This is a genomic window from Pseudarthrobacter sp. NS4, assembly GCF_024758005.1.
GTDB lineage: Bacteria > Actinomycetota > Actinomycetes > Actinomycetales > Micrococcaceae > Arthrobacter.
Genome location: NZ_CP103288.1, coordinates 193,617 through 216,290, shown reverse-complemented (window position 1 = coordinate 216,290; position 22,674 = coordinate 193,617). Strand labels below are relative to the sequence as shown.

At 62.9% G+C, this 22,674-nt stretch carries 21 protein-coding genes and 2 pseudogenes; 12 read left to right on the top strand and 11 right to left on the bottom strand.

Annotated features, from left to right (window positions below; genetic code table 11):
- Positions 1-13: 13 nt before the first annotated feature.
- Genes NXY83_RS00995 through NXY83_RS00970 form a run of 6 tightly spaced genes read left to right on the top strand, consistent with a single transcriptional unit; the run spans position 14 to position 6,146 of the window.
- The gene (locus tag NXY83_RS00995) at positions 14-931 is read left to right on the top strand and encodes a dihydrodipicolinate synthase family protein (protein ID WP_258804266.1); all 918 of its coding nucleotides are present in this window, start codon (positions 14-16) and stop codon (positions 929-931) included.
- Positions 928-2,007: a proline racemase family protein gene (locus NXY83_RS00990; RefSeq protein WP_258804265.1), complete on the top strand. Its 1,080-nt coding sequence runs from the start codon at positions 928-930 to the stop codon at positions 2,005-2,007. The genes NXY83_RS00995 and NXY83_RS00990 overlap by 4 nt, the downstream gene beginning before the upstream one ends.
- 45 nt (positions 2,008-2,052) lie before the next feature.
- Positions 2,053-3,528, top strand: a complete 1,476-nt coding sequence (locus NXY83_RS00985) for a gamma-aminobutyraldehyde dehydrogenase (RefSeq protein ID WP_258804264.1) — start codon at positions 2,053-2,055, stop codon at positions 3,526-3,528.
- Between the two features lie 3 nt (positions 3,529-3,531).
- The gene (locus NXY83_RS00980; protein ID WP_258804263.1) at positions 3,532-4,305 is read left to right on the top strand and encodes an SDR family NAD(P)-dependent oxidoreductase; all 774 of its coding nucleotides are present in this window, start codon (positions 3,532-3,534) and stop codon (positions 4,303-4,305) included.
- A complete protein-coding gene (locus NXY83_RS00975) occupies positions 4,302-5,051 on the top strand; it encodes an SDR family NAD(P)-dependent oxidoreductase (RefSeq protein WP_258804262.1) in 750 nt (249 codons plus the stop codon). Before NXY83_RS00980 ends, NXY83_RS00975 begins: the two co-directional genes overlap by 4 nt.
- Positions 5,052-5,096: 45 nt before the next feature.
- Complete coding sequence (locus tag NXY83_RS00970) at positions 5,097-6,146, top strand: proline racemase family protein (RefSeq protein ID WP_258804261.1); 1,050 nt, start codon at positions 5,097-5,099, stop codon at positions 6,144-6,146.
- 554 nt (positions 6,147-6,700) lie between these two features.
- On the opposite strand, the gene NXY83_RS00965 is transcribed toward NXY83_RS00970, so the two are convergent.
- From NXY83_RS00965 to NXY83_RS00930, 8 genes are read right to left on the bottom strand one after another with little or no spacing between them, the layout of a single operon-like run.
- The gene (locus tag NXY83_RS00965; protein WP_258804260.1) at positions 6,701-6,976 is read right to left on the bottom strand and encodes a hypothetical protein; all 276 of its coding nucleotides are present in this window, start codon (positions 6,974-6,976) and stop codon (positions 6,701-6,703) included.
- A 10-nt stretch (positions 6,977-6,986) separates the two neighbouring features.
- Positions 6,987-7,478, bottom strand: coding sequence for an RpiB/LacA/LacB family sugar-phosphate isomerase (locus tag NXY83_RS00960; RefSeq protein ID WP_258804259.1), 492 nt, complete (start codon positions 7,476-7,478; stop codon positions 6,987-6,989).
- Entirely contained in the window at positions 7,475-9,232 is a 1,758-nt protein-coding gene (locus NXY83_RS00955; RefSeq protein ID WP_258804258.1) for a dihydroxyacetone kinase family protein, read from the bottom strand. Before NXY83_RS00955 ends, NXY83_RS00960 begins: the two co-directional genes overlap by 4 nt.
- 46 nt (positions 9,233-9,278) lie before the next feature.
- The gene (locus tag NXY83_RS00950) at positions 9,279-10,055 is read right to left on the bottom strand and encodes an SDR family NAD(P)-dependent oxidoreductase (protein WP_258804257.1); all 777 of its coding nucleotides are present in this window, start codon (positions 10,053-10,055) and stop codon (positions 9,279-9,281) included.
- Between the two features lie 53 nt (positions 10,056-10,108).
- Positions 10,109-10,936: a sugar phosphate isomerase/epimerase family protein gene (locus NXY83_RS00945; protein ID WP_258804256.1), complete on the bottom strand. Its 828-nt coding sequence runs from the start codon at positions 10,934-10,936 to the stop codon at positions 10,109-10,111.
- A 48-nt stretch (positions 10,937-10,984) separates the two neighbouring features.
- Positions 10,985-12,256, bottom strand: a complete 1,272-nt coding sequence (locus NXY83_RS00940) for a TRAP transporter large permease (RefSeq protein WP_258804255.1) — start codon at positions 12,254-12,256, stop codon at positions 10,985-10,987.
- The gene (locus tag NXY83_RS00935) at positions 12,249-12,845 is read right to left on the bottom strand and encodes a TRAP transporter small permease (protein ID WP_258804254.1); all 597 of its coding nucleotides are present in this window, start codon (positions 12,843-12,845) and stop codon (positions 12,249-12,251) included. The genes NXY83_RS00940 and NXY83_RS00935 overlap by 8 nt, the downstream gene beginning before the upstream one ends.
- Positions 12,842-13,891, bottom strand: coding sequence for a TRAP transporter substrate-binding protein (locus NXY83_RS00930; RefSeq protein ID WP_258804253.1), 1,050 nt, complete (start codon positions 13,889-13,891; stop codon positions 12,842-12,844). The genes NXY83_RS00935 and NXY83_RS00930 overlap by 4 nt, the downstream gene beginning before the upstream one ends.
- 419 nt (positions 13,892-14,310) lie before the next feature.
- On the opposite strand from NXY83_RS00930, the gene NXY83_RS00925 reads away from it, so the two are divergent.
- The 3 genes from NXY83_RS00925 to NXY83_RS00915 all read left to right on the top strand — a co-directional run bounded on the left by NXY83_RS00925 (position 14,311) and on the right by NXY83_RS00915 (position 16,999).
- The gene (locus NXY83_RS00925) at positions 14,311-15,210 is read left to right on the top strand and encodes a transketolase (protein WP_258804252.1); all 900 of its coding nucleotides are present in this window, start codon (positions 14,311-14,313) and stop codon (positions 15,208-15,210) included.
- Positions 15,207-16,235, top strand: a complete 1,029-nt coding sequence (locus NXY83_RS00920) for a transketolase family protein (RefSeq protein ID WP_258804251.1) — start codon at positions 15,207-15,209, stop codon at positions 16,233-16,235. The genes NXY83_RS00925 and NXY83_RS00920 overlap by 4 nt, the downstream gene beginning before the upstream one ends.
- A gap of 101 nt (positions 16,236-16,336) precedes the next feature.
- A complete protein-coding gene (locus NXY83_RS00915) occupies positions 16,337-16,999 on the top strand; it encodes a GntR family transcriptional regulator (protein ID WP_258806380.1) in 663 nt (220 codons plus the stop codon).
- A 277-nt stretch (positions 17,000-17,276) separates the two neighbouring features.
- On the opposite strand, the pseudogene NXY83_RS00910 reads toward NXY83_RS00915, so the two are convergent.
- The 3 genes and pseudogenes from NXY83_RS00910 to NXY83_RS20975 form a co-directional block, all read right to left on the bottom strand.
- Positions 17,277-17,791 (bottom strand): annotated as a pseudogene (locus tag NXY83_RS00910) (gfo/Idh/MocA family oxidoreductase); the annotation flags it as partial.
- A 286-nt stretch (positions 17,792-18,077) separates the two neighbouring features.
- Entirely contained in the window at positions 18,078-19,976 is a 1,899-nt protein-coding gene (locus NXY83_RS00905; RefSeq protein WP_258804250.1) for a BCCT family transporter, read from the bottom strand.
- Between the two features lie 31 nt (positions 19,977-20,007).
- Positions 20,008-20,327 (bottom strand): annotated as a pseudogene (locus NXY83_RS20975) (Rieske 2Fe-2S domain-containing protein).
- A 396-nt stretch (positions 20,328-20,723) separates the two neighbouring features.
- Between NXY83_RS20975 and NXY83_RS00900 the strand changes: the two are divergent.
- The 3 genes from NXY83_RS00900 to NXY83_RS00890 all read left to right on the top strand — a co-directional run bounded on the left by NXY83_RS00900 (position 20,724) and on the right by NXY83_RS00890 (position 22,534).
- Positions 20,724-21,095 (top strand): hypothetical protein, encoded by a 372-nt coding sequence (locus NXY83_RS00900; RefSeq protein WP_258804249.1) that lies wholly within the window; start codon positions 20,724-20,726, stop codon positions 21,093-21,095.
- A 106-nt stretch (positions 21,096-21,201) separates the two neighbouring features.
- Positions 21,202-21,699 carry a TetR/AcrR family transcriptional regulator gene (locus NXY83_RS00895; protein ID WP_309484113.1) on the top strand — a complete coding sequence of 166 codons (498 nt, stop codon included), beginning with the start codon at positions 21,202-21,204 and terminating at the stop codon, positions 21,697-21,699.
- Positions 21,700-22,366: 667 nt separating this feature from the next.
- Positions 22,367-22,534 carry a hypothetical protein gene (locus NXY83_RS00890; RefSeq protein WP_258804248.1) on the top strand — a complete coding sequence of 56 codons (168 nt, stop codon included), beginning with the start codon at positions 22,367-22,369 and terminating at the stop codon, positions 22,532-22,534.
- The last annotated feature ends 140 nt before the right edge of the window (positions 22,535-22,674 follow it).

Genomic DNA, 22,674 nt, shown 5'->3' with positions numbered 1-22,674 from the left:
AGGAATAACCACTATGTCTACCCGCACCAAGAAGAACCTCCGCGGCATCCTCGCAGCCGTCACCACCCCGTTCACCGAGGACGGCAGCGCCATCGACGAAGCAGCGCTCCAGCGCCAGGTCGAGCGCCTGGTCTCCGCCGGAGTCCACGGCATCGTGCCGACCGGGACGACCGGTGAGTTCACCACGCTCTCAGCCGAGGAATACCGCCGAGTCATCGAGCTTTACGTCAAGGGCGCCGACGGCCGCATCCCGGTCGTGGCCGGCATCGGCGCACTGTCCACCCAGGGCGCCATCGACTTGGCCCAGCACGCCGAGACCGTTGGCGCGGACGCCATCATGCTGGTTCCGCCGTTCTACGACCCGCTGGACCTGACCACCCTGAAGTCTTTCCTGTCCGCAGTGGCCGAATCGATCAACATCCCGATCGTCTACTACAACGTTCCCGGCGCCACTGGCATCCAGCTCACCGCCGCCGAGCTCGCGGAACTGGGCGACATCGACGGCGTGGACTACATCAAGAACACCTCCGATGACGCCGTAGGACTGGCAGAGCTTCTCGCCGCCCGCACGGACCGCATCAAGGCCTTCAACGGCTGGGACACCCTGACGTTCTTCGGCATCGCGTCCGGCGCCGAAGCCTCCGTCTGGGGCACCGCAGGCGTGGTCCCGGAACTCGCCGTCGAATTCTGGGAAGCCCTGGCAGAAAAGAAGGACCTGGACCGCGCCCGCGAGCTGTGGAAGCACCTCTGGGCCATCAGCGACTTCCTCGAATCCGTCAACTACGTCGCAGGCATCAAAGCCGGCCTCGAACTCATCGGCGAGCCGGTCGGCCCGGCACGCCTGCCCATCCAGCCCCTGCCTGCCGAGGAGCGCGAACGCTTCGCCGGCATCCTCCGCAACGCGGGCGTCCTTCCGGCAGTGGCAGCATGACCCCGCGCTCCGCCACCAAGATCACCCTCGACGCCATTGAGGTACATGCCGAGGGCGAGCCGGGCCGGATCCTGACCTCCGCCGCCGGGCTCGTCCAGGGCGACACGATGGCGGAGCGCCTGCAGTACTGCAAGGAAAACCTGGATTGGCTGCGCCGGCTCATGCTCCATGAGCCGCGCGGCTACCCGGGCCTCTGCTCGGTGATCCTCCTGCCAGCAGTGAATGAAGGCTCCGATTTCGGCATTGTCGTTCTGGAACAGGGCGGGTTCACCCCGATGTCCGGGTCCAACACCATCTGCGCCGTCACCGCGGCACTGGAAGAAGGCATCGTTCCGGTCCGGGGTCCGGAAACCGTCGTGACCATCGACACCGCCGTAGGCGTCGTCCAGGCAGTCGCCAAGGTGCACGAGGGCAAGGTCCTCTCGGTGACCGTCGTGAACGTGCCGGCGTTCGTCGTCGAACTCGATCACCCCCTTGAGGTGCCGGGATTCGGGACTGTCCCCGTGGACGTGGTGTTCGGCGGCCAGTTCTTCGCCCAGGCCAAAGCAGCCGACCTTGGGCTGGAACTGCACCCGGACAACGGCCGCGAGCTGGCCCGTGCCGGAGCCCTGATCAAGATGGCCGCAGCCGAACAGATCCAATGCACGCACCCGGATAACCCGCTGATTTCCGGGGTCAACCTGGTGATGCTGCACACAGGAGACAGGGTGCCCGGACGGCAGGACCGCAACACGGTGGTGCTGTCCAACGGAAAGCTCGTCCCGTCCGATCCGTCCACCTGGACCGGCGCGCTGGACCGGTCCCCCTGCGGCACGGGCACCAGCGCCCGGATGGCCGCCCTGCACGCCCGGGGCCAGCTTGCCATCGGTGAGAACTTCTCCCACCACAGCATCATCGGCAGCGAATTCATCGGCCGCCTCACAGGCACGACGAGGACAGCAAGGGGCCGCGAAGCGGTCCTTCCCACGGTTACAGGCAGGGGCTGGGTCACCGGACGCAGCCAATGGGTCCTGGAGCCCACCGACCCCTTCCCCACCGGCTACACCGTGGGCGACATCTGGGCACCCGGCGCCTAAACGCGCCAAACCACACATCTTTACGAACGACTGAAAGCAGGAGCTGTGAGCCAGTTTATCAACGGCAAGATTCTCGAAGGCACAAGCGGGGCAACCGTGGACGTCATCGACCCGTCCAACGGAAGCACCGTGGCCACCATCAGCCTCGCCGGCAGCGACGACGTCAAGCTCGCCGTCCAGGCAGCACGTGACGCGTTCCCGGCCTGGTCACGGGCGACCCCGGCCGAGCGATCAGCTGTGCTGACCAAATTCGCGGAACTGATGGCAGAACGCGCCGAAGAGTTCGCCCAGCTCGAGTCCCGCCAGGCCGGCAAGCCCATCCGCCTCACCCGCGAATTCGACGTTCCCGGCACCATCGACAACATCGCCTTCTTCGCCGGCGCCGCCCGCAACCTCGAAGGCAAAGCCACCGGCGAATACTCCGCGGACCACACCTCCTCCATCCGGCGCGAGGCCATCGGCGTCATCGGCTCCATCTCACCCTGGAACTACCCGCTGCAGATGGCCGCGTGGAAGATCCTCCCCGCCGTCGCCGCCGGCAACACGATCGTGCTTAAGCCTGCTGAAATCACCCCGCTGACCACCCTGCTGTTCGCCGAGGTCGCCACCGAGGCAGGCATGCCCGACGGTGTCATCAACGTCCTGACCGGACGTGGCTCCACGGTCGGTGCGGAACTGCTGCGCCACCCCGATGTGGACATGCTCTCCTTCACCGGCTCCACCGTGGTGGGCCGCACCGTCCTGGACGCCGCCGCGACAACGGCCAAGCGAGTCCACCTCGAATTAGGCGGCAAAGCACCGTTCGTGGTCTTCGACGACGCCGACCTCGAAGCCGCCATCCACGGCGCCGTCGCCGGCAGCCTGATCAACAGCGGACAGGACTGCACCGCAGCGACCCGGGCAATCGTTCACCGCTCGGTCTACGAGCAGTTCGTCACCGGCGTCGCCGACCTGTACGCCAAGGTAAAGCTTGGTGCTACCTCCGACCCCGCCACCGACATGGGGCCCCTCGTGTCCGAGGTGCACCGCGACAAGGTAGCCGAGATGGTGGAACGTGCCCGCGGCTACGCCCGCGTGTTCGGCGGCGGCATCCCCGACGGAGACCTTGCCGACGGCTCCTACTACCGGCCCACTCTGGTGGCCGATGCGGCCCCGGACAGCGAGATCTTCCGTGACGAGGTCTTCGGCCCCGTCCTGGCAGTCACCCCGTTCGACACCGATGACGAAGCCATCGAACTGGCCAATGACACCCCCTACGGCCTGGCCGCCTCCGCCTGGACGAAGGACGTCTACCGTGCCCTGCGCGCCACCCGTGAAATCCGCTCGGGCTGCGTCTGGGTCAACGACCACATCCCGATCATCAGCGAAATGCCCCATGGCGGCATGAAGCAGTCCGGCTTCGGCAAAGACATGTCCACCTATTCCTTCGACGAATACACCGTGGTCAAGCACGTCATGTTCGACCTCACCGGTGAAAAGGCCAAGGCCTGGCACCGGACCATCTTCTCGCTGGAGAGCTAGGGGATGACCACGACGGGACTCACCTCCCGCTTCCACGGCAAGACAGCGCTGGTCACCGGGGCTGGTGGCGGAATCGGTTCCGCCATCAGCCGCCGGCTGGCTGCTGAAGGCGCCCATGTCGTCGTGGCCGACGCCAACGCGGTGGCCGCCAAAGAAGTCGCCGAAGCACTCGCCGGGGAGGGCCTTTCAGCCGACCCGCTGGTCTTTGACCTCCTGGACCCGGAAGCGGCTGCTGCAGCCGTGCAGGAGGTCATCACAGCACACGGGCAGCTGGACGTTTTGGTCAACAACGCCGGCATCAACCGCCGCGGGGACCTGCTGTCCCTGACGGAGAACGACTGGAAGCTGTCCTTTGCCGTCAACGTGGACGCGTTGTTCCACCTCTGCCGGGCAGTACTTCCACACATGATCGAATCCGGCGGCGGATCCATCGTCAATACGGCATCGCAATGGGGCCTCTACCCCGCACCAGGGCATATCGCCTACAACGTGTCCAAAGCCGCTGTCATCGCCTTCACCAAGAACCTTGCCCGCGACTACGCACCGTACAACATCCGGGTCAACGCCGTCGCCCCCGGCGAAGTTCGCACCCCCATGCTCGAAGCCGGGCTGGCATGCAGCGGCCGCACCGTCGCCGACCTCGACGCCCTGGTGCCCTTCGGGCGCATCGGTAAACCGGAAGAAGTCGCCGCGCTCGTAGCCTTCCTCGCCTCCGACGAAGCGCCCTACATCTGCGGGTCCGTGGTCGAAATTACCGGCGCGCAGGCCGTCGCATGAGCGCCGGAATGTTGACCGGGAAGACCGTCCTGGTCACCGGTGCCTCCCGCGGCATCGGCCGCGCGACGGCTGCAGCCCTTCACCGCGAAGGGGCGCACGTGATCCTGCACTACGGCAACGACAAAGACTCCGCCCAGGCCACCGCGAACAGGCTCGGCGAACGCGTCCACCTCCTCCAGGGCGACCTCCAGGACCGGGCAAAGCGCCTGCGGGTCTGGACCGAGGCGACAGCGTGGCGCGGCGGCGTTGACGTCCTCGTCAACAACGCAGGTGCCTGGCTCGCGTCGGACATCGACGACGCCGGTGCGTGGCAGTACGGCTGGCAGGCCAACTACGAACTGAACCTTTTGGCTCCTGCCGACCTGTGCCGGCAGGCGATCCTTGGATTCCGGGAACGGGGTGGCGGAATCATCATCAACGTCACCAGCCGATCGGCCCACCGAGGCGACGACGCCGAACACCTCGCCTACGGCGCAGCAAAGGGCGGACTGTTGGCCCTCACCAAGGGCATAGCGCGAGGCTACGGCAAGGAAAACATCCTCGCGTACGCCGTCGCTCCCGGCTGGGTGGCAACCGATATCTCCGCCCACATCTCCCCCGATAACCCCATGCTCCAAACGCTCCCACTGGGCGAAGTCACACCACCGGAAGACATCGCGGAGATGATCGCCTTCCTCGCATCGGGCCGGTCCCGCCACACTACCGGCGCCACCATCGACATCACCGGCGCCGACTACGTCCGCTGACCACCCCTCGTCGTTTGTCCGCAGAAGCGCCCTGAAAGGAAGACCATGAGATTCGGCCGCATGCTCAACGTGGTCGATGCCCACGCCGAAGGCGAGTCCGGCAAGGTGGTGGTCGGTGGTGTCGGCCCTGTCCCAGGCGAGACGATGTTCGACAAGATGCTCCACTTCTCAGAGCACCTCGACCACCTGCGCAAACTCCTCCTCTGCGAACCCCGCGGGGCCGTGTGGCACAACGCGAACGTCGTCCTGCCATCCAACAACCCGGACGCCGACTTTGGCTACATCATCCTCGAATCCACCGAATACCCTGCCATGTCCGGCTCCAACACCATGTGCGTGGCAACCGTACTGTTGGAAACCGGCATGCTGCCGATGACGGAGCCGGTGACCCATCTGGTTCTTGAGTCCCCGGCCGGTCTCATTGGGATTGAGGCAACGTGTGCCAGCGGCAAGGTCGAACGCGTCAAGCTGGTAAATCAGCCCGCCTTCGTCTACCACCAGGACGCCAAGATCGATGTACCGGGAGTGGGAAAGGTGAGTGTCGACGTCGCCTACGGTGGAATGACCTTTGCCTTCGTCGATGCAGGTTCGGTGGGGATCCCGCTGGAAGCGGGCCAGGAGGCTGTGCTCTATGACCTTGGGCAGCGCATCAAGAAGGCAGCAGCCGAGCAGCTCGAGGTCCGTCACCCCACTAATCCTCGGATTCCCGGGATCACCAATACCTCGTTTACCGGCCCGCTCATCCGTGAGGACGCTCCGGACGGCGCAGAAATGGTCAGGTCCAAGAACGCCGTCATAGTTTCCCCAGGGCGGCTGGACCGCTCACCGTGCGGGATGGGAACGTCAGCACGCCTTGCCCTACTGCATGCCCGCGGTGAGCTCAAACCCGGCCAGTTGTTCCGACCCGAGTCACTCATCGGCAGCCAGTTCGACGCCCGCATTGAAGACACAACACGGCTCGGTCCCTATGCAGCGGTCATCCCGGCTATTTCCGGCCGGGCCTGGATCACCTCACTCAACCAACTAGTCCTCGACCCGTCCGACCCCTTCCAAGAAGGCTTCGTGGTGGGAAAACCTTGGAAATCGGAGTACTGACAGGACACACAGGCGCATTGAAGACTGGTGCACCCTCATCGGTGCCAGCGTTGAAATCCGGCAACAGGGCAACATAATCTGCAGCGGAATTGTAGACGCTGTCACCCACGACGGACGGATCATGTGGATCCACTCAATGGCCGAGGGCCGACGACTCTTCGAGAAAGCCGACTTTTACCAGGCCTGGGCCGTCGAAAAACGCGTTTGATTCCACTACAAGGTAACCGGCGCTGAAACAAACACCCCAGATCAACCGAGCTGCGGAACTCAGTCCGAAACGTCTGCTCACACAGCTGCCACTGCAGCCTAATTATTGCCGATAGAACATGGTGGACCCCCATAGAAGGGCTGGGAGGATTGGTCAAACCAATTAGGAGTTGTTTTGGCAAAGGCTCTGGCCGGCCTCGTGGATTTGCTCATCAGCGAAGCGAGCACGCCGCATTCTGCGCCCGAGCTCAGCGCTCGACCAAACGAGCCGCGCCCCCTCAATGACGCAACGGGCCTGCTCTTGACGCTTTGGAGCGGAGGAGGTTGCTCATTGAGCTAAAAGTGCATCAGACTGGCGGCTTTTGAAGGTGATGGGCAGACATCTTGTAGCAGAGCTTCCCGTCAAGCTCGTGGGGCCGGATCCATACTTCGTAGCCTTCCGCAGCCGCGAAAAGGGCCCTTCCACCGGCGGCATCCGCGGCGAGCCACAGCGCCGAAGAGTCCTGCATGGCGTCCTCCACGACGCCCGCCCGCACCAGCTCGAAGTCCTTCCGGACCTCCACCGGAGTGCCGATCAGGCGGCTCCAGTCACGGTAACGATAAGCCTGGTCACCTTCCTGCAAGGGGACAGGCCTAGCACGCTTCGAAGTCCGTGAGGACCTTGACTTTGCCTGCAGAGGCGGAGGCAGGATCGAAGGTGTACCCGATCCATTCCCTGGCGAGCCGGCGGGCAAGTTCGATGCCCACCACGCGCTGGCCCATGGTGAGGACCTGGCAGTCGTTGGACAGAATGGAGCGTTCCACGGAGAAGGAATCGTGGGCCGCGGTGGCCCTGATTCCCTCCACCTTGTTGGCTGCGATGGCAACGCCGATTCCGGTGCCGCAGAAGAGGATGGCGCGGTCCGCTGCACCGTCCCTGATCATTTCGCCCGCCGCGATTCCCACGTAAGGGTACGGCTTGGTGAAGTCATCCAGAGCATCGGAACGGTTGACTCCAATATCGATCACTTGGCTGACCCGGGGATCCTGCCGGAGGTCCTCGAGGATCTTGTCCTTGTAGTCAACGCCTGCCTCATCGGCGCCCACGATGAGCCGCAGACCGGTAGTTTGCCCTGTTGCGTTCATGCTTGTGATCCAACCTTCTTGTATGGTGACGTGGTGGGAACCGTTGTCAGGTGGGGACCCATCACGGTGAAAATCATCGCCAGCGATGTGGCACCCGGGTCGGCGGTGCCCAAACTCTTCTCCGCCAGCGGCCGGGCGCGGCCCTTCAGCGGAAGAAGTTGAGCAGTGGCTTCGGCGGCGGCTGTCGCGTCGCCGGCAGCTTCTTCCCATGCCGCGCCAGGCTGTACGCCTTCCGCCACCAGGCGGTTGAAGCCCGCAGCAAAAGGCAGCAGGGCGTCCACCATGGTCTTGTCGCCGGTTTCCGCCTTGCCGAGCTGCACAATACGGTCCGCAAAGGCGGTTATGGCGGCGCCCAGCTCCCGGGCTTCCGGAATGGAGCCGTTGCCCAGTGTTTCCCCGAGTGCCCTGAGCCCTGCTCCCCACAGGACGCCGGATGTTCCGCCGGCCTTGTCTGCCCAGGCATCACCTGCAGCTGCCAGTACGTCTCCGGCCCCGGCGCCTTGTTCCAGGGCGGCGGAAGCGGTCGAGGCAGCGGCGTCAATCCCACGCACCATGCCCCGCCCGTGGTCGCCGTCGCCGGCAACCGCATCCATCCTGCCGAGGCGCTCCTCGGCATCGTGCAGCAAGGACCGGGCGGCGTCCAGCGCAGCAACGCAGGCAGTGGCATATTGCCGGGATCCTTCGGTGGCGACGAACGCATCAGCGGCCGCGCCGTCGTCGGACACTCCTTCAACGGCCACAGCTCCGGCTTCCCGGACTGCGTTGCCGCGCCGGTAGGCGGGTGTTTCTGCAGGGGCAACCCAGAGGGGCTCGAGTTCCTCATCGAGCCAGGTGACGGTGAGTGAGACACCTGCCATGTCCAGGCTGGTGACGAGCTCTCCGACTTCTGGCATCACCAGGGTGTAGCCGGCCTCGCGGAGGAGGGGTGCCACTGTCCCCCAGAGTACGAAGAGTTCTTCGTGCTTGGTGGAACCGAGTCCGTTGAGGATTACCGCGATCCGGTCCCCCGCATTCGGCGGAGTTTCGGCGAGCAGGCGGTTCACCAGCTCACGGCCGAGCTCCTTTGCCGGCGGCAGGTCTGTGTCGAGCAGCCCTGGCTCACCGTGGATCCCGAGCCCCAGGCCCATTTGCCCCTCCGGAAGGGAGAACAGCGGTGAATCCGCGCCGGGAAACGTGCAGCCCGAAAAGGCGCTGCCGATGGTGCGGGTCCGGGAGTTTGCTTTCCGGCCCAGACGGACCACCTTAGCCATGTCCGCACCCGTTTCGGCGGCTGCACCCATGATCTTGAAGACAGTGAAGTCACCGGCAATACCGCGGCGCTTACCCGCTTCGGACGGCTGGGCGCTGGCGATGTCGTCAGTGACCAGCACGTTTTCGACGGCAATGCCTTCCGCAGCAAGGCGTTCGCTGGCCATACCGAAGTTCATCACGTCGCCGGCGTAGTTGCCGTAGGTGAACACGACGCCGGCGCCTGACTCAGCTGCCTTGGCCACCGAGTAGGCCTGTTGGGCGGAGGGCGAGGTGAAAATGTTGCCCACCACGGCGCCGTCCGCAAATCCCGTTCCGATGAGGCCAGCGAACGCCGGGTAATGGCCGGAACCGCCACCGGCGAGGACCGCCACCTTGGGTTTCGCAGAACGGACGCGCCGGACGGCTCCGCCGGGAACCTGGCGCACCAGGTCGGCGTGGACGTCGCAAAAGCCCGCCAGGGCCTCCTCGGCAAAGTCCGAGGGATCGTTGAAGATTCTTGTCATGATGGGCTTCCTTGACGTCCGTGATGTAGCTGGGCTGGCTGGGCTGTTAGTGGATGTGGCTTCCGCCGTTGATGTCGATGGTGGTACCCGTGAGGTACGCCGAGTCCTCGGAGGACAGGAAGGTGATGACGGCGGCGACTTCCTCCGTGGTGGCGTTCCGGCCCAGGGGAATACCGGCGTTGATGGCCGCTTCCTGCTCCTCGGTGCTGCCCACGCGGATGTTGGTGTCCACGGCGCCGGGGGTGATGGCGTTGACCGTGACGCCGGTGGTACCCAGTTCGCGGGCAAGTGCCTTGGTGAAGCCCAGGATGGCTGCCTTGGCAGCGGAGTAGGGAACCTTGCCGAACACGCCGCCGCCACGCTGGGCGGAGACTGAGGACATGTTTACGATCCGGCCCCAGCCGTTGTCGATCATGTCCGGCAGGAAGGCCTTGGTCACCAGGTAGGTGCCAGTGGCGTTCACGTCCATGACCTTGTGCCACAGCTCCAGCGTGGTCTCCAGGAATGGAAGCGGTGAGGTGATGCCGGCGATGTTGGCAAGAGCGCCGACCGGCGGCAGGTTACCTTGGCTGACTTCAGCCCTGACTGCCTGGTAGGCCGCGTTGACGGACCCTTCATTGGCAACATCGATCTCGTGCCCGTACGCCGGGACGCCGAATTCGTTGCCGATCTCGGCTGCCACCTTGGCGGACTTCTCGCCGTCGAGGTCCAGGATGACGACGCCCCAGCCCTCGCGGGCGTAGCGGCGGGCGGTGGTGATACCAATGCCACGCTCGGAGGTAGCTCCGGTGAGGACGGCGGTGCGCTGGATGGTGTTGCTCATGATGCTCCTACGTTGGCAATAAGTGGTTTTGATGAGTGCTTTGATGTGGTGGTTCAGATGAGATCTGAGATGAAGCTGGCTGCTTTGGCGGCGGCTGCCGGCCGTTCGTCGTTGGTGACGACATCCCGTGTCTCAAGTTCCAGGGAGAAGTGGCCGGTGTAGCCATCCGCGGAAAGCTGTCTGAGGCCTGCGGCAAAGTCCGCATGGCCGTTTCCGATGCTGAGGTTGATATTTCCCGGAACGGCGTCGCGCAGGTGGACGTGGGCAATACGTCCCCGGTGCCGTGCCAGGTACTCCCGGGGATCCTCGCCGGCAGCGACGATGTGGCTGAAGTCCATGACAATCCCGACGCCGGAGCCTTCCAGCCGCTGGGCCAGCAGCTCTGCCCGCTCCAGGTTCCAGCACAGGCGGAGGAAGTGCAGGGACTCGGTCCAGAGTTCGACGCCGAAGTCAGCCGCCCGCTGCCGGGCCCGCTGCAGCTGCTCCACAACGGTGTCCAGATCCTGTCCGAGGTTCCGGACAGGGGCATGGCTGAGGGCACCGCACGGCAGGACAAGGGCCTGTGCTCCGATGTTGGCCGTAAGAGCCAGGAGCGCATCCAGGTGCCGGCCGCGGGCAGCCGTTTCCTCGGTGCCGAGTACGGCGTTGAGGTCGCCGATGTCCCCGTTCACGGAGCGCACCCGGAGACCGGATGCATTCACTTCAGCGGAAACAGCAGCAACAGCTGCCATGTCCAGTTCATACGGGACGTGGTTGCACACGCCGGGAAGGGCGCCCAGATCGATTTCCTCGAAGCCAAGGCCCGCTATGGTCTGGAGGGCGGTGCCCAGGTCCTGGTGGCGGAAGCTGATGGATGAGCAGCCGAGTCTGGGGTTGAACATTTCGGCATTCCTCCGAATTGGAAACATGAATTGTGGAGCTTGCAGTGGCTATCGCCCGAAGCTGGTGAGCGCAGGAATATACGTCACGGCCAGGAGGACAGCCACAGATGCGGCGTAGAACGGCAACAGGGCCATCACAGTTTTCTCGATGGGCTCCTTGGCAATGGCTGTAGATATGTAGAGCGTTGTTCCCACCGGCGGTGTGAAGAGTCCGATGCCCAGGTTGAGGATCATGATCATGCCGAGCTGGATCGGGTCCAGGCCGATGGCGTCTGCGATGGGCATGAGCACCGGGGTCAGCAGAAGAATGGCCGGGGACATGTCCAGGAATGCGCCGATGAGGAGCAGGATGAGGTTGATGAGCAGCAGAATGAGCAAAGGAGAACCGACATTGGCCAGCAGTGATTCTGCTATTTCCTGGGGTGCGCGCTGAACTGTCAGGAACCAGCTCAGCGCTTCGGACATCATGATCAGCAGCATGACTACGCCGGTGGCTGCTGCCGTATTCACCAGAGAGTTGAGGAGTCCGCGGAACGTGATGTCCCTGTAAATGAGTCGGATCAGCACGGCGTAGAGAGCTGAAAGAACAGCAACTTCCGTGACGGTGGCGATGCCGCCCAGCAGCACGACGCGGATCATGATGATCGGCATCAGCACTGCCGGCAATGCGAGCAGGAGATCCCGCATGAGGTTCCGCAGGTTGAACTGGACCTTGATCCGGGGAAAGCCCTTTTTGGCGGCAACTGCCCAGCACACGACGAAGTAGGCAACAGCCAGGATGATTCCGGGCACGAGCCCGGACAGGAAGATGGCTGCTACAGATACACCCGATGTGGCGGCAAAGAGGATCATCGGGATGGACGGGGGCAGGATGACCCCGATCACCGACGAGGACGCATTCACTGCGGCATTGAACGGCCCCGGGTAGCCAACTTTCTTGCTCCAGGGAATGAGGACGGATCCCAGTCCGGAGGCGTCAGCAACGGCAGAACCGGAAACCCCGGAAAACACAACGGACGTGGCTACGCTTGCCTGGCCCACACCGCCGCGGAACCGGCCCACGAGCTTTGTGGCAAGCCCGATCACGGTCTGGCCGAGCTTGCCGCTCGCGAGCAGGTCTGCCGTCAGGATGAAGAACGGTATCGCCAGGAACAGGAAGTTGGATGCGGGCGCAAACGATTGCTGGGCCACGATCTGCAGCGGGTATGTGCCCACGAGGGCCAGGCCGGCCAGGGTGGCGATGAACAGTGAGAAGGAAACAGGGACGCTGATGACCAGCAGGACGATGAAGACGAGAACAGCGATAGCGACCTCAAACACCGAGGACCTCCTTTGAATGCACGTTTTTGCCGCGGAAAGCGGTCCAGGCGCGCGCCGCGGACTGCACCGTGAGGCTGACGGCCATGTAGATGTAGGCCGCGTAGCTCAGTAGCATGGGAAGTCCCAGGATGGGCGACTTCTGGAACGTGTAGGGGCGGATCAGGAGCGTCGAGACGTAGACAAGGAACGCGAGGGCCAGCGTGCACAGGACCCAGACGAACACATCGAGGTAGCGCTGGAGGGAGGCGGACCCCTTGTTGACGAAGTAATCCACAGCCAGGTGGCCGTTCCGTCCCATGGCTGCAACGACGCCTCCTGCAATCAGCCATGGGAAGGCGAAGGTGGGGATTTCGGTGGCGTAGTCCAAGCTGGCATTAAAGCCAAACCGTAGGATGACGGCGATGACAAGCAGCACTCCGATGACGAAGAATGCCAATACCGCCATCAGCCCGCCGACATAGGTTGCCCAGAGGTTGACTTTGTCCGTTACCAGGGTGAGCGGGTCAGGCTGCTCAATCGGCTGTGGATTATTGGGATCGAACTCAATTTCGCTGTCAGCGATCGCGAGATCCGGGGGTGGGTTTTTCATTTTCCTGTGAATTCTGCTCGGGTCTCGTCGGCTTCTTCGCGGATCTGCTTGACGAGCTCGGGGTGTTCCTTGGACCACTTGTCGTAAACACTTGACGTGGCGTTCCGGAAGGGTTCCAGTTCCGGAGTGGTGATCTCCATGCTGCTTGCAAGCTCCGTTGAGAGCTTGCTGATCTGCTCGGTCATGAGTTCGCGCTGCTTGTCACGGGCTGCGTCGGCAGCAGTCTGGACTTTTTCCTGCTGCTCGGGTGACAGGGATTCCCACGTGCTGAGGCTGATGATGAAGGGCGTCACCTCGTATTTGTGGGATGTACGGGCCAGGTGCTTCTGCACTTCGTTGAGCTTGGACGAGGCAATGTTCGTCAGTGGGTTTTCCTGGCCGTCCACCGCACCCTGCTGCAGCGCAAGATAGAGCTCGCTGAAGGCCATCGGGGTTGGATTCGCTTCAAGGGCGTTGAAAATGTCGATCGTCATCGGATCGTTCGGCGTACGGATTTTGAGGCCTTTGATGTCCTCGGGGGTGTTGATGGGCCGCTTGCTGTTGGTGACATCGCGGATACCGTTATCCCACCAGGCCAGGACCTTGAACCCGGCGCTTTCGGCCTTCTTGGCGATCTCGTCCCCGATCGGGCCGTCAACGACCTGATAGGCATGCTCTGACGATTCGAACAGGAAGGGCAGGCCAAAGAGCGCCATCTCAGGCACGTTGGACGACACGGCGCCCTGGGAGTTGGCCGTAAGGTCGAGCGTTCCAGAGGCCAGGGAGACCATCATTTCGGAGTCGCTGCCCAACTGCTCGGACCCCTGAACCTGGACCGTAAGCTGCCCGTCAGTAGATTCAGCGAGCTGGTCCTTGAAGAAATCAGCCGCTACCGAGCGGGGATTTGACGGGTCAGCACCGTGGCCGAGCAACAGCTGGCGTGCCTCTCCTTCGCCGCCGGCGCCGCCACTGCAACCAGTGAGGGTTAATCCGATCACTGCGGCGACAGCGAGTCCCTTTGTAAGCCTGCGCAGAGGGCTGATCTTGTGTGTTGCATTGCTTTCCATGGGAAAACCTCCTTGTTTCCAGGGACTACCGGGCGAACATCGCCTCTGTGCGATGGCCCGCTGTCAACGTCCAGAGATTCTGGTCCCTGTTTCTGGCCGGCAGCCCTGATCGATCGTCGCGCCGCCAAAAGTGACTTGCACCACCTTACGGCCCAACAATGTTGACAGTCAACCCCGGGAGTTAGCGGTTGACAGAAGTCCATGGTGTGGATCACACTTAGGTTGTCATTGTCGACAGTTGACCTTGCAAGGGAGTGGTACCAGCTGTTCGAAGGGGAATCAGTAGCGCGCCATGAAGCTCTTAGTCTGCGCGGACACCATCATGACCAATTCGCAACCACCCGTTAGCGGCCGAACGAACGCAAGCCAGGGTCCATCGAAGACATCCTGCGCTACATCCATTACTTGAAAGGCAGATTGTGGTTCCTACACAGGCAACGACATCACACAGCAAGACACCCGAGGTAAGTGCAGAGCGCCTTGAACGCGTTTCGGCCGCCGCGTACCGCATCCGGCACCACGCCCTGAACATGGGTGAGGTCCAGGGCCAGGGGTACGTGGGCCAGGCTCTCGGTGCCGCTGACATGCTCGCTGCGGTATACGCCGACCAGCTCCGCTTCCAGGCCCAGGACCCGCACTGGGAGGGCCGGGACCGGTTCCTGCTCTCCACCGGGCACTACGCGATCGGCCACTACGCAGCCCTTGCCGAAGCCGGTATCGTCCCGGTGGAGGAACTCGAAACCTACGGCTCCGACGATTCGCGGCTGCCGATGTCCGGCATGTCCACCTACACCCCGGGCATGGAAATCTCCGGCGGCTCCCTGGGCCACGGCCTGACCCTCGCCGTCGGCATGGCCCTTGGCCTGCGCTACCAGGGCTCCAACGCCAGGGTCTACAACTTCCTCTCGGACGGTGAACTGGACGAGGGCTCCACATGGGAGGCCGCCATGGGCGCCCATCATCACCAGCTGGGCAACCTCACCGCCATGGTGGACATCAACGCCCTGCAGGCCGACGGGAAGACCGACACGGTGCTCCGTACCGAGCCGGTGACCGAAAAGTGGGAATCATTCGGCTGGTACACCCAGCGGGTGGACGGGAACGACATGGCCGCGCTGCTGGAAGCATTCGACAACGCAGCCGCCCAGGCCGCCGCCGTCGGACGACCCTCCGTCATCCTGTGCGACACGAAGGTCGGCCGGGGCGTCCCCCTGCTCGAAGACCGCGAAAAGGCGCACTTCATGCGCATCGAAGAACACGAATGGCAGACCTGCCGCGAGCAGCTCACCGCCGGATACGAAGGAAAGGCCACCCGATGAGCACCAACACCACCGCCGCCGAGGCCCCCGACACTGCAGCAGCGGCCAAGCCGAAGCTCAAGACCTCCGCGATGATCGCTTCCTTCGCGGATCCGGGCCAGAAGACCTCCTCCGCACCGTTCGGACACGCCCTGGTTAAAGCCGCGCAGGAAAACGACAAAATCGTCGGCCTCACTGCGGACCTGGGCAAATACACGGACATGCACATCTTTGCGAAGGCCTTCCCGGAACGCTTCTTCCAGATGGGCATGGCCGAGCAGCTGCTCTTCGGCGCAGCGGCCGGGCTCGCCGAAACCGGCATGGTGCCCTTCGCATCCACCTACTCCGTGTTCGCCGCCCGCCGCGCCTATGACTTCATCTGCCTGGACGCCGCTGAGCCGAACCTGAACGTGAACATCGTCGGCGGCCTGCCCGGCCTGACCACCGGCTACGGCCCCAGCCACCAGGCCACCGAAGACATGGCGATCTTCCGCGGCATGCCCAACCTGACCATCGTTGACCCCTGCGACTCGCTCGACATCGAACAGGCCGTCCCCCAGCTCGCAGCAAGCGAAGGCCCAACCTACCTGCGCCTGCTACGCGGTAACGTCCCCACCGTCCTGGACGAGTACGACTACACCTTCGAACTCGGCAAAGCCAAAGTCCTGCACGGCGGCAACGACGTCGTGTTCATCTCCTCCGGCCTGATGACCATGCGCGCCCTGCAGGCAGCCAAGGCCCTCGCCGCACACAACGTCGACGTCGCCGTCGTCCATGCCCCCACCATCAAACCGTTCGACGCCGCCACCGTCCTGGCCGAAATCAACACCGACCGCCTCGCCGTCACGCTGGAAAACCACAGCGTGATTGGCGGTCTCTTCGAAACCGTCGCCTCCGCCGTCGTCACCGCAGGGCTCGGCAAGCGCGTAGTTCCCGTGGGACTCCCCGACCAATTCCTCGACGCCGGCGCACTGCCCACCCTCCACGAAAGGTACGGCCTGTCCGTGGACCGCATCGTCGCCAAAGTCCTCGCCGAACTCGGCTAGGACGCAAGCTCCCCAGCGCGGATAGGTCAAGAACCGTTCCGCGCTGGGGGCGTATGATCAAGTACAACTGTAGACAGTTGACCCCTGACATTGAGGAAACCATGACGGCCGGAGCACCCGCAACCCTTTTGGGACTGCAAAAGAAGAGCCTCCGCGAGCAGGCCCTTTCCGCTCTGCGCACCGCCATCACCAGCGGTGCCCTCGAACCGGGCAAACACCTGGTTGAAACGGAACTGTCCGAGATGCTGCAGATCAGCCGGGGAACGCTGCGTGAAGCCTTGCGCCAGCTGGAGCAGGAAGGCCTGCTCTCCGCCGGACCCCGCGGCCGGCTCTCCGTCCGCCACCTGGACGAAAAGGAAATCCGCGACATCTTCGCCGTCCGCGCCGCCCTGGAATCACTTGCCGCCCGTACCCTCTGCGAATTGCCGGACCGGCAACACGTCACGGGATCCCTGCACACGGCTATCGATGCGATGAGTGCGACAGCCGAGGGAACGCTTGAGGAACGGATCGAATCGGACCTCGAATTCCACCGCACCCTGTGCCGCCTGACCGGCAACGAGACGCTCCTCCACTCTTGGGAATCACTGGAAGGCTCCATCCGGATGTCCATCATGTTCGCCGGCCGGGAAAAGGGCGTCAGCAACATGAGCGTGGACCGCCACCGGCAGATCGTCGATGCCATCGAAACAGGAGATGCGTCCCTCGCCCGAAATACCATCCGGTTGCACATGGACACCGCAGCCGAAAATTTAGTGGCCTAGTAATTACTCCGTGAGGGCCGCCTCATCAATGTCGATTCCCCAGCCCGGACGATCAGGGCGAAGTCCTAGGTAGCCGTCCATGGGAAGGTAGGGATCTATGCGGAATAGACAATGTGCGGTTTGGTGTCTTGGTGAACATCCTGTTGGCTTCTGTATTTTGGCTGCTGGGAACAGGTTTCAAAGGTTTTCCTTCATCGTCGCCACCTCTTTTGTTCGTAATCGGAAGATGGGCCAGCACCGTTTGCTGCCTCCCCAGCAGTACTGCGGGAGGGCCAGGTTAACAAGCACGGATGGCCACGTGGGCAGGCGTGGTCAGTTCGACGGTGGCCGGCCGCTCAATGGTGCTGTTGATGGGCATCGTTGAGCCGCTGTGGGCTGATTCGAGGACTGACTCCATGACGTCAAGGACGTGGTAGGCCAGGGTTCCGCCGGCCCGGGGTTCGGCGCCGGGTGGGGTGAGGCAAGGTCGGCGATACCGAACCCGCGTCCGGCGTCAACGTAGCCGGCGGACACCGGAAGTGACTCCCACGCGTCCGCGCCCAGGGAGAACCGCTGGACCTCACCGTCAAAGTGGTTCGGGTCCGGCACAACGTTTGATCCGCGTTCGCCATGGATTTCAATGTTTGGGGACTTGGATGTCACGGCGTCGAAGCTCATGAAGAGTGTTGAGAGGGCGCCGGATGCGTGGACCAGGACGCCCGTGACGTGCGAGTGGATGGTAACGGGGACCTTCTCGCCCTGGCGGGGCCCTGAACCGATGGTGCGTTCGTTGCGGGTATGGCCCGGCTCACCACGCTAATGCCGGGCAACATGAAAGGAAGCAGTCCCAGGGGGCTCAAGTCTTGGGACTGCTTCCTCATGCTCTTGACAAACGAGAACTACATATCAGCTGTAGTTCCCACGGACGTTGTTATCGAACTGCTGGTGCTCCGCGATGTCGAAGCCACCGTCGGCCAGGAAGGTGGTCACGGGCAGGACGAGGCCGGGCCGTCCGGGGCACGCCAGCGTAAGGGTGAACTCCGCCGTCCTCGCCCCTGCCCCTGCTGTAGCGCTGGTGAGGCGACCCTGAAGAACTGGGTCACTGGTCTCCCCTCGTGGTTGCTTGCAGCGTGTGTGGGCGGCGCACATCATCGGGATGTTCATCGGATTCGTGTTTGGTCACCAGGTCGAACTGGACACCGCCGTGTTCATCCACACCGGTGCGGATGGCGCGTTCGACAACGGACTCCGCCAGGCGGTTTCGTAAAGCGATGGGATCGCGGCGCAGATCCCGGACCAGGGCGAAGCAAAGTAGGAACATGACTACTGCGAAGGGCAGTGCGGAGACAATCGTGATGTTCTTCAGGCCGTTCAGTGCTGCGCCGGGGTCGTCTCCGCCGGCCAGCAGCATGACAGCTGCGATGGCTCCGGTCAGGACTCCCCAGAAGATCAGCACCCGCTTGGACGGTTCCAGGCGTCCGTTGGAGCTCAGGGAACCCATGACGATAGAGGCCGAATCAGCGCTGGTGACGAAGAAAATGCCGATCAGGACCATGGCGAGCAGGGCAATTCCGATGCCGACTGCCGGCGGGACTTCAAGGTTCCTGATCAGGTCGAACAGCGCGCCCTGGAAGGAGATGCTTGGTGCGCCGTCAACCGTTTGGACCAAGCCGTCGGTAGCATCAGCCGTGGCATTGGCACGCTGCTGGATGTCGAATGCAGTGCCGCCAAAAATCGAGAACCAGATGACGCTGACGACGCTTGGCACCAGCAGAACGCCCGTAACAAACTGTCGAATAGTGCGGCCCCGGCTGATGCGCGCGATGAAAATACCGACAAACGGAGCCCACGACACCCACCATGCCCAGTAGAAGATCGTCCAACCGGACATCCACTCACGAAGCGCCTCGTCCCCTACGGCCTCCGTCCGGGAAGCCATGGACGGCAGATCCCCTATGTAGTCTCCGATTGCGGAGGGAATCAGGTTCAGGATGAACAGCGTTGGGCCGACAATGAAAACAATTCCGGCCAGTGCCAAAGCAAGCACCATGTTGATGTTGGAGAGCCACTGGATACCGCGTGCAATGCCTGAGGCCGCGGAGGCCACAAAGCAAATTGTCAGTGCGGTAATGATCAAGACCAGCACGGGAGAGCCAATTTCGCCGACCCAGCCGTTGAACTGCAATCCGCTGGCAATTTGAAGGGCCCCCAGGCCCAGCGAAGCAGCGGTGCCGAAGAGGGTGGCGAAGATAGCCAGACCATTGATGACCTTGCCCGCGGGTCCATCCGCGCGCTTCCCGAAAAGGGAAGCAAATGCCGAGGAAATGAGCTGGCGCCGACCGAGTCGGAAGGTGCTGTAGGCCATGGCGATGCCAACAACCGCGAACATGGCCCAGGGATGGACGCTCCAGTGGAAAATGGAGGTGGCCATAGCAGTCTGGATTGCCTCCGGGGTCACGCCCGCCACGGTGCCCGGCGGCGGGGCCACGTAGTGGTAGAGCGGTTCGGCCACGCCGTAGAACACCAGTCCGATGCCCATGCCCGCGCTGAACATCATGGCAATCCAGGACACGGTCCGGAACTCGGGCTTCTCGCCGTCCCTGCCAAGCGGGATACTGCCAAACCGCCCCAGTGCTAGCCACAGGACGAAAACGACAAAGAGAGAAGCCAGGCTTACGAAGATCCAGCCGGTGTTTTCAATTACCCATCCCAACGCAGCGGTGGAAGTCGCTCCGAGGGAGGCGGAGTTGGTGAAGCCCCAGACCACAAAGGCCAGTGCCAAGGCCCCTGTCACTCCGAAAATAACCTTGTCCAGACCCTCGAGCGAGAGGCCAAGACGATGCCTTCCGGCCGAAAGGTCCGTTTCGCTCTCCCGCAATTCTTGCAGGATCCGCTCGTCGCCTTCGTGTTGCTCGAGCTGTTCCACGTCGGCGTCATTGCCGGGAGCGGAAGGGTCATTGGCGCCGTCGCGAAGAGCGGCTCCAGTGGATATTGCCATGAACTATTCCTCTGATGGATGTGTTGGTGGATTAGATGTGGCCGTCCCTTGTCAGGCCAGGGGGAGGTTGGGACCCCCGTCGGATTCGGTGATCATGATGTCGCTGTCGATCGCTGTTAGTTCGTGTACGTACCGGGAGTTTGGCCGGTGGCGCCTCGACGCTCCCGGTGCCCAGGTAAAAGCATGAGGCGTGAAACGGGCATTCGACCCAGCAGTCTTCGACCCAGCCGCCGCCAGGGAGGCATCCTGGTGACTGCACGTGTCGTCAATGGCAAAGAGCTCGCCCTCCTCGGTGTGGAAGACGGCGACGGGGGGAAACGTGTTCAGACGCTTCCCCTGGTGCCAGTTCACTGAACGGGCATGCCTTCTGCATGGTGGGACCTTCTGCCTCGTAGGGGACGCAAGTGCCCTGTTCCATGTTCAGCAACAGCAATCACGATAAGCAACAGAGTGTGCCAACTCACAGCACGTTGTCAAGGACTTGCTGTTCCATTACACCGTCGGGACTTCCTTGAGGGCCACGGAATACGGCCGAGGGCTTCCCTCATGGCCCCTTGTGAACCGGAGCATCAGGTCCGGAGAACAGGGCTCAAGGCCGCGAAGATGTCCGGCTAGGGCACACCCCAACCTGACGAGGCACCCCCGCAATGTTTTGACGTTTCCTCTGGGAAGGACCTTCTGGCACTGCTCTGGGCTCCCCCAGGACATCCTGTATATAGAACTCTCACTTTCTAGGACACTTAATCTATGGAAAACAAGAGCGATAGGTCCTTGAAGGCACGTGAGGACAAGGCCCGGCGGGATGCTGCGCGGCAGGGCTACAGATTGGAGAAGTCGAGGGCCAGCGATACTCGTTCACGCACCTATGGCACCTTCAAGATTGTGGATGCTGACACCAGCGCGGTGGTTTTCCAAGGCAGCAACACCGCCGGCAGTGGCTACGGCCTCAGCTTGGAAGACGCGGAAGAGTGGCTCCAGCAAGAGCCAGCGAAGGCCGACGACTCTGACGTAGACGTCCAGATCATCCCGGGTCTCCCGGATGTTTGTCAGGATGAACGAGAAGACAACGCCTCCTTGTCTTCCATGAACAGAGGTGGCAAGGGAAATGATGGCTGTTAGCCCTTCTGACGTTCCTGCAACTTCGCGCCCTGCCGCCCGGCAGGGGGCGCGGGAGCGTGTTCTTGACGCAGCGTATGACCTTTTCGCCCATCGGGGGGTTCGGGACGTGGGCGTCAACGAGCTGATCGCTGCGTCAGGGGTGGCCAAAGCGACTTTTTACCGGCATTTTCCTTCCAAGGACGACGTGGTCCTGGCCTTCCTGCAGCGGCGGGAGGAAGTCTGGACAATTGGACTCGTGGCCGCTGGGGCGGCGCAAAGGGCAAGTTCGCCTGAAGGGCAGTTGCTGGCGATTTTCGATGTTTTCGCTGAGTGGTTCCAGCGGGACGACTTTGAAGGTTGCGCCTTCGTCAAGGTCCTTCTCGAGGTGGGCCCGGAGCACCGTCTGGGCAAAGCATGTATTGGCTGCTTGGACAGGATCAGGGCTCATCTGACTTCCTTAGCGGAGGAGGCGGGTCTGGAGGACACCGAGGGTTTCTCCCGGTCTCTGATGATCCTCATTAAGGGCTGTATTTTGTCCATCCTGGAGGGCGACGAGATGTCGGCGGAGCGGGCAAAGCGCATGACCTTGCGTCTGATCGAGGACCACCGGCCTCCTGCAGGGTAATAAGCCGGCAGTAAGGCGAGGCAAGTTCCAAGTTCCTGACGGCCTTAAGCGGCCCAGCGCAATTTGCGCAACACGTTGCTGCTGGTTGAGCGGACCATCCCTTACGGCGTCCGGTCACGGGCAGCGGTTTGGTCCCGCGGCAGGCGGCTTTAAGGGCATTGTCGATCACCTCGCCGGTCAAGTCGGCGACCCGCTTGGTGTAGCTCCCTTTTTTGGCGTTGCCCGCGCGGCGCGGTCTTCGAGCCATTTCCTGGCAGTTTGTCCTCCACAGCGCTACTTCCTGGGTCTTAGTGCAATGGGTGGCAGAGGTCCCGGTGGGAGCCGGGTCCGGTGATGGGGGTATGTAACCGGACCCGGCCGTCCAGGAACGTGGTTGGCACCACCGTGAATACAGGGACGCTGCTACGGTCCCAGCTATGGCTTGGGAAAAGCCGGGATTGAGGGCCGGGAAGATTTGGCCCAGGGGCCGGGTGAGCCGCATCAGGCCAGCTCTCCTGGCGTGGGATGGATTAGGCTCGGCTGACCCGCAAAGTAGCCCAGCGAGCAACAGGAGCGACATGGCATCAGTGAGACGCAGATCGATAACGGCACCTTCCGGGTAACGCGTTGGGCGCTGGAGCCCGGTGACACGATCCCGGCACACGTTCACGAGTACGAGTACGTGGTCGTGCCCCTGACTGAAGGTATCCTTTGGGCGACGGCTGAAGACGGCACTGAGACCGCTGTTGAGCTCAGCATCGGCCAAAGCTATGCCGGAGCCCCAGAAGCGGCACAGACGATCGGGAACCGCGGCACGGCGTGGATCATGTTCGTCGAAATCGAAAGGCTTTCCTAACCGCCCAGGGACCGTGGCTCATCCAGAATCTCGTGTGGTGTGAAGACGCTGGGATGCGGCAAGTGCGGCCCAAGGGAGAGGGAGTTGGGGAGTCAGGTCATACCGCTCCTCAAGGACGTCATCGATTGATGTTTGCCCCG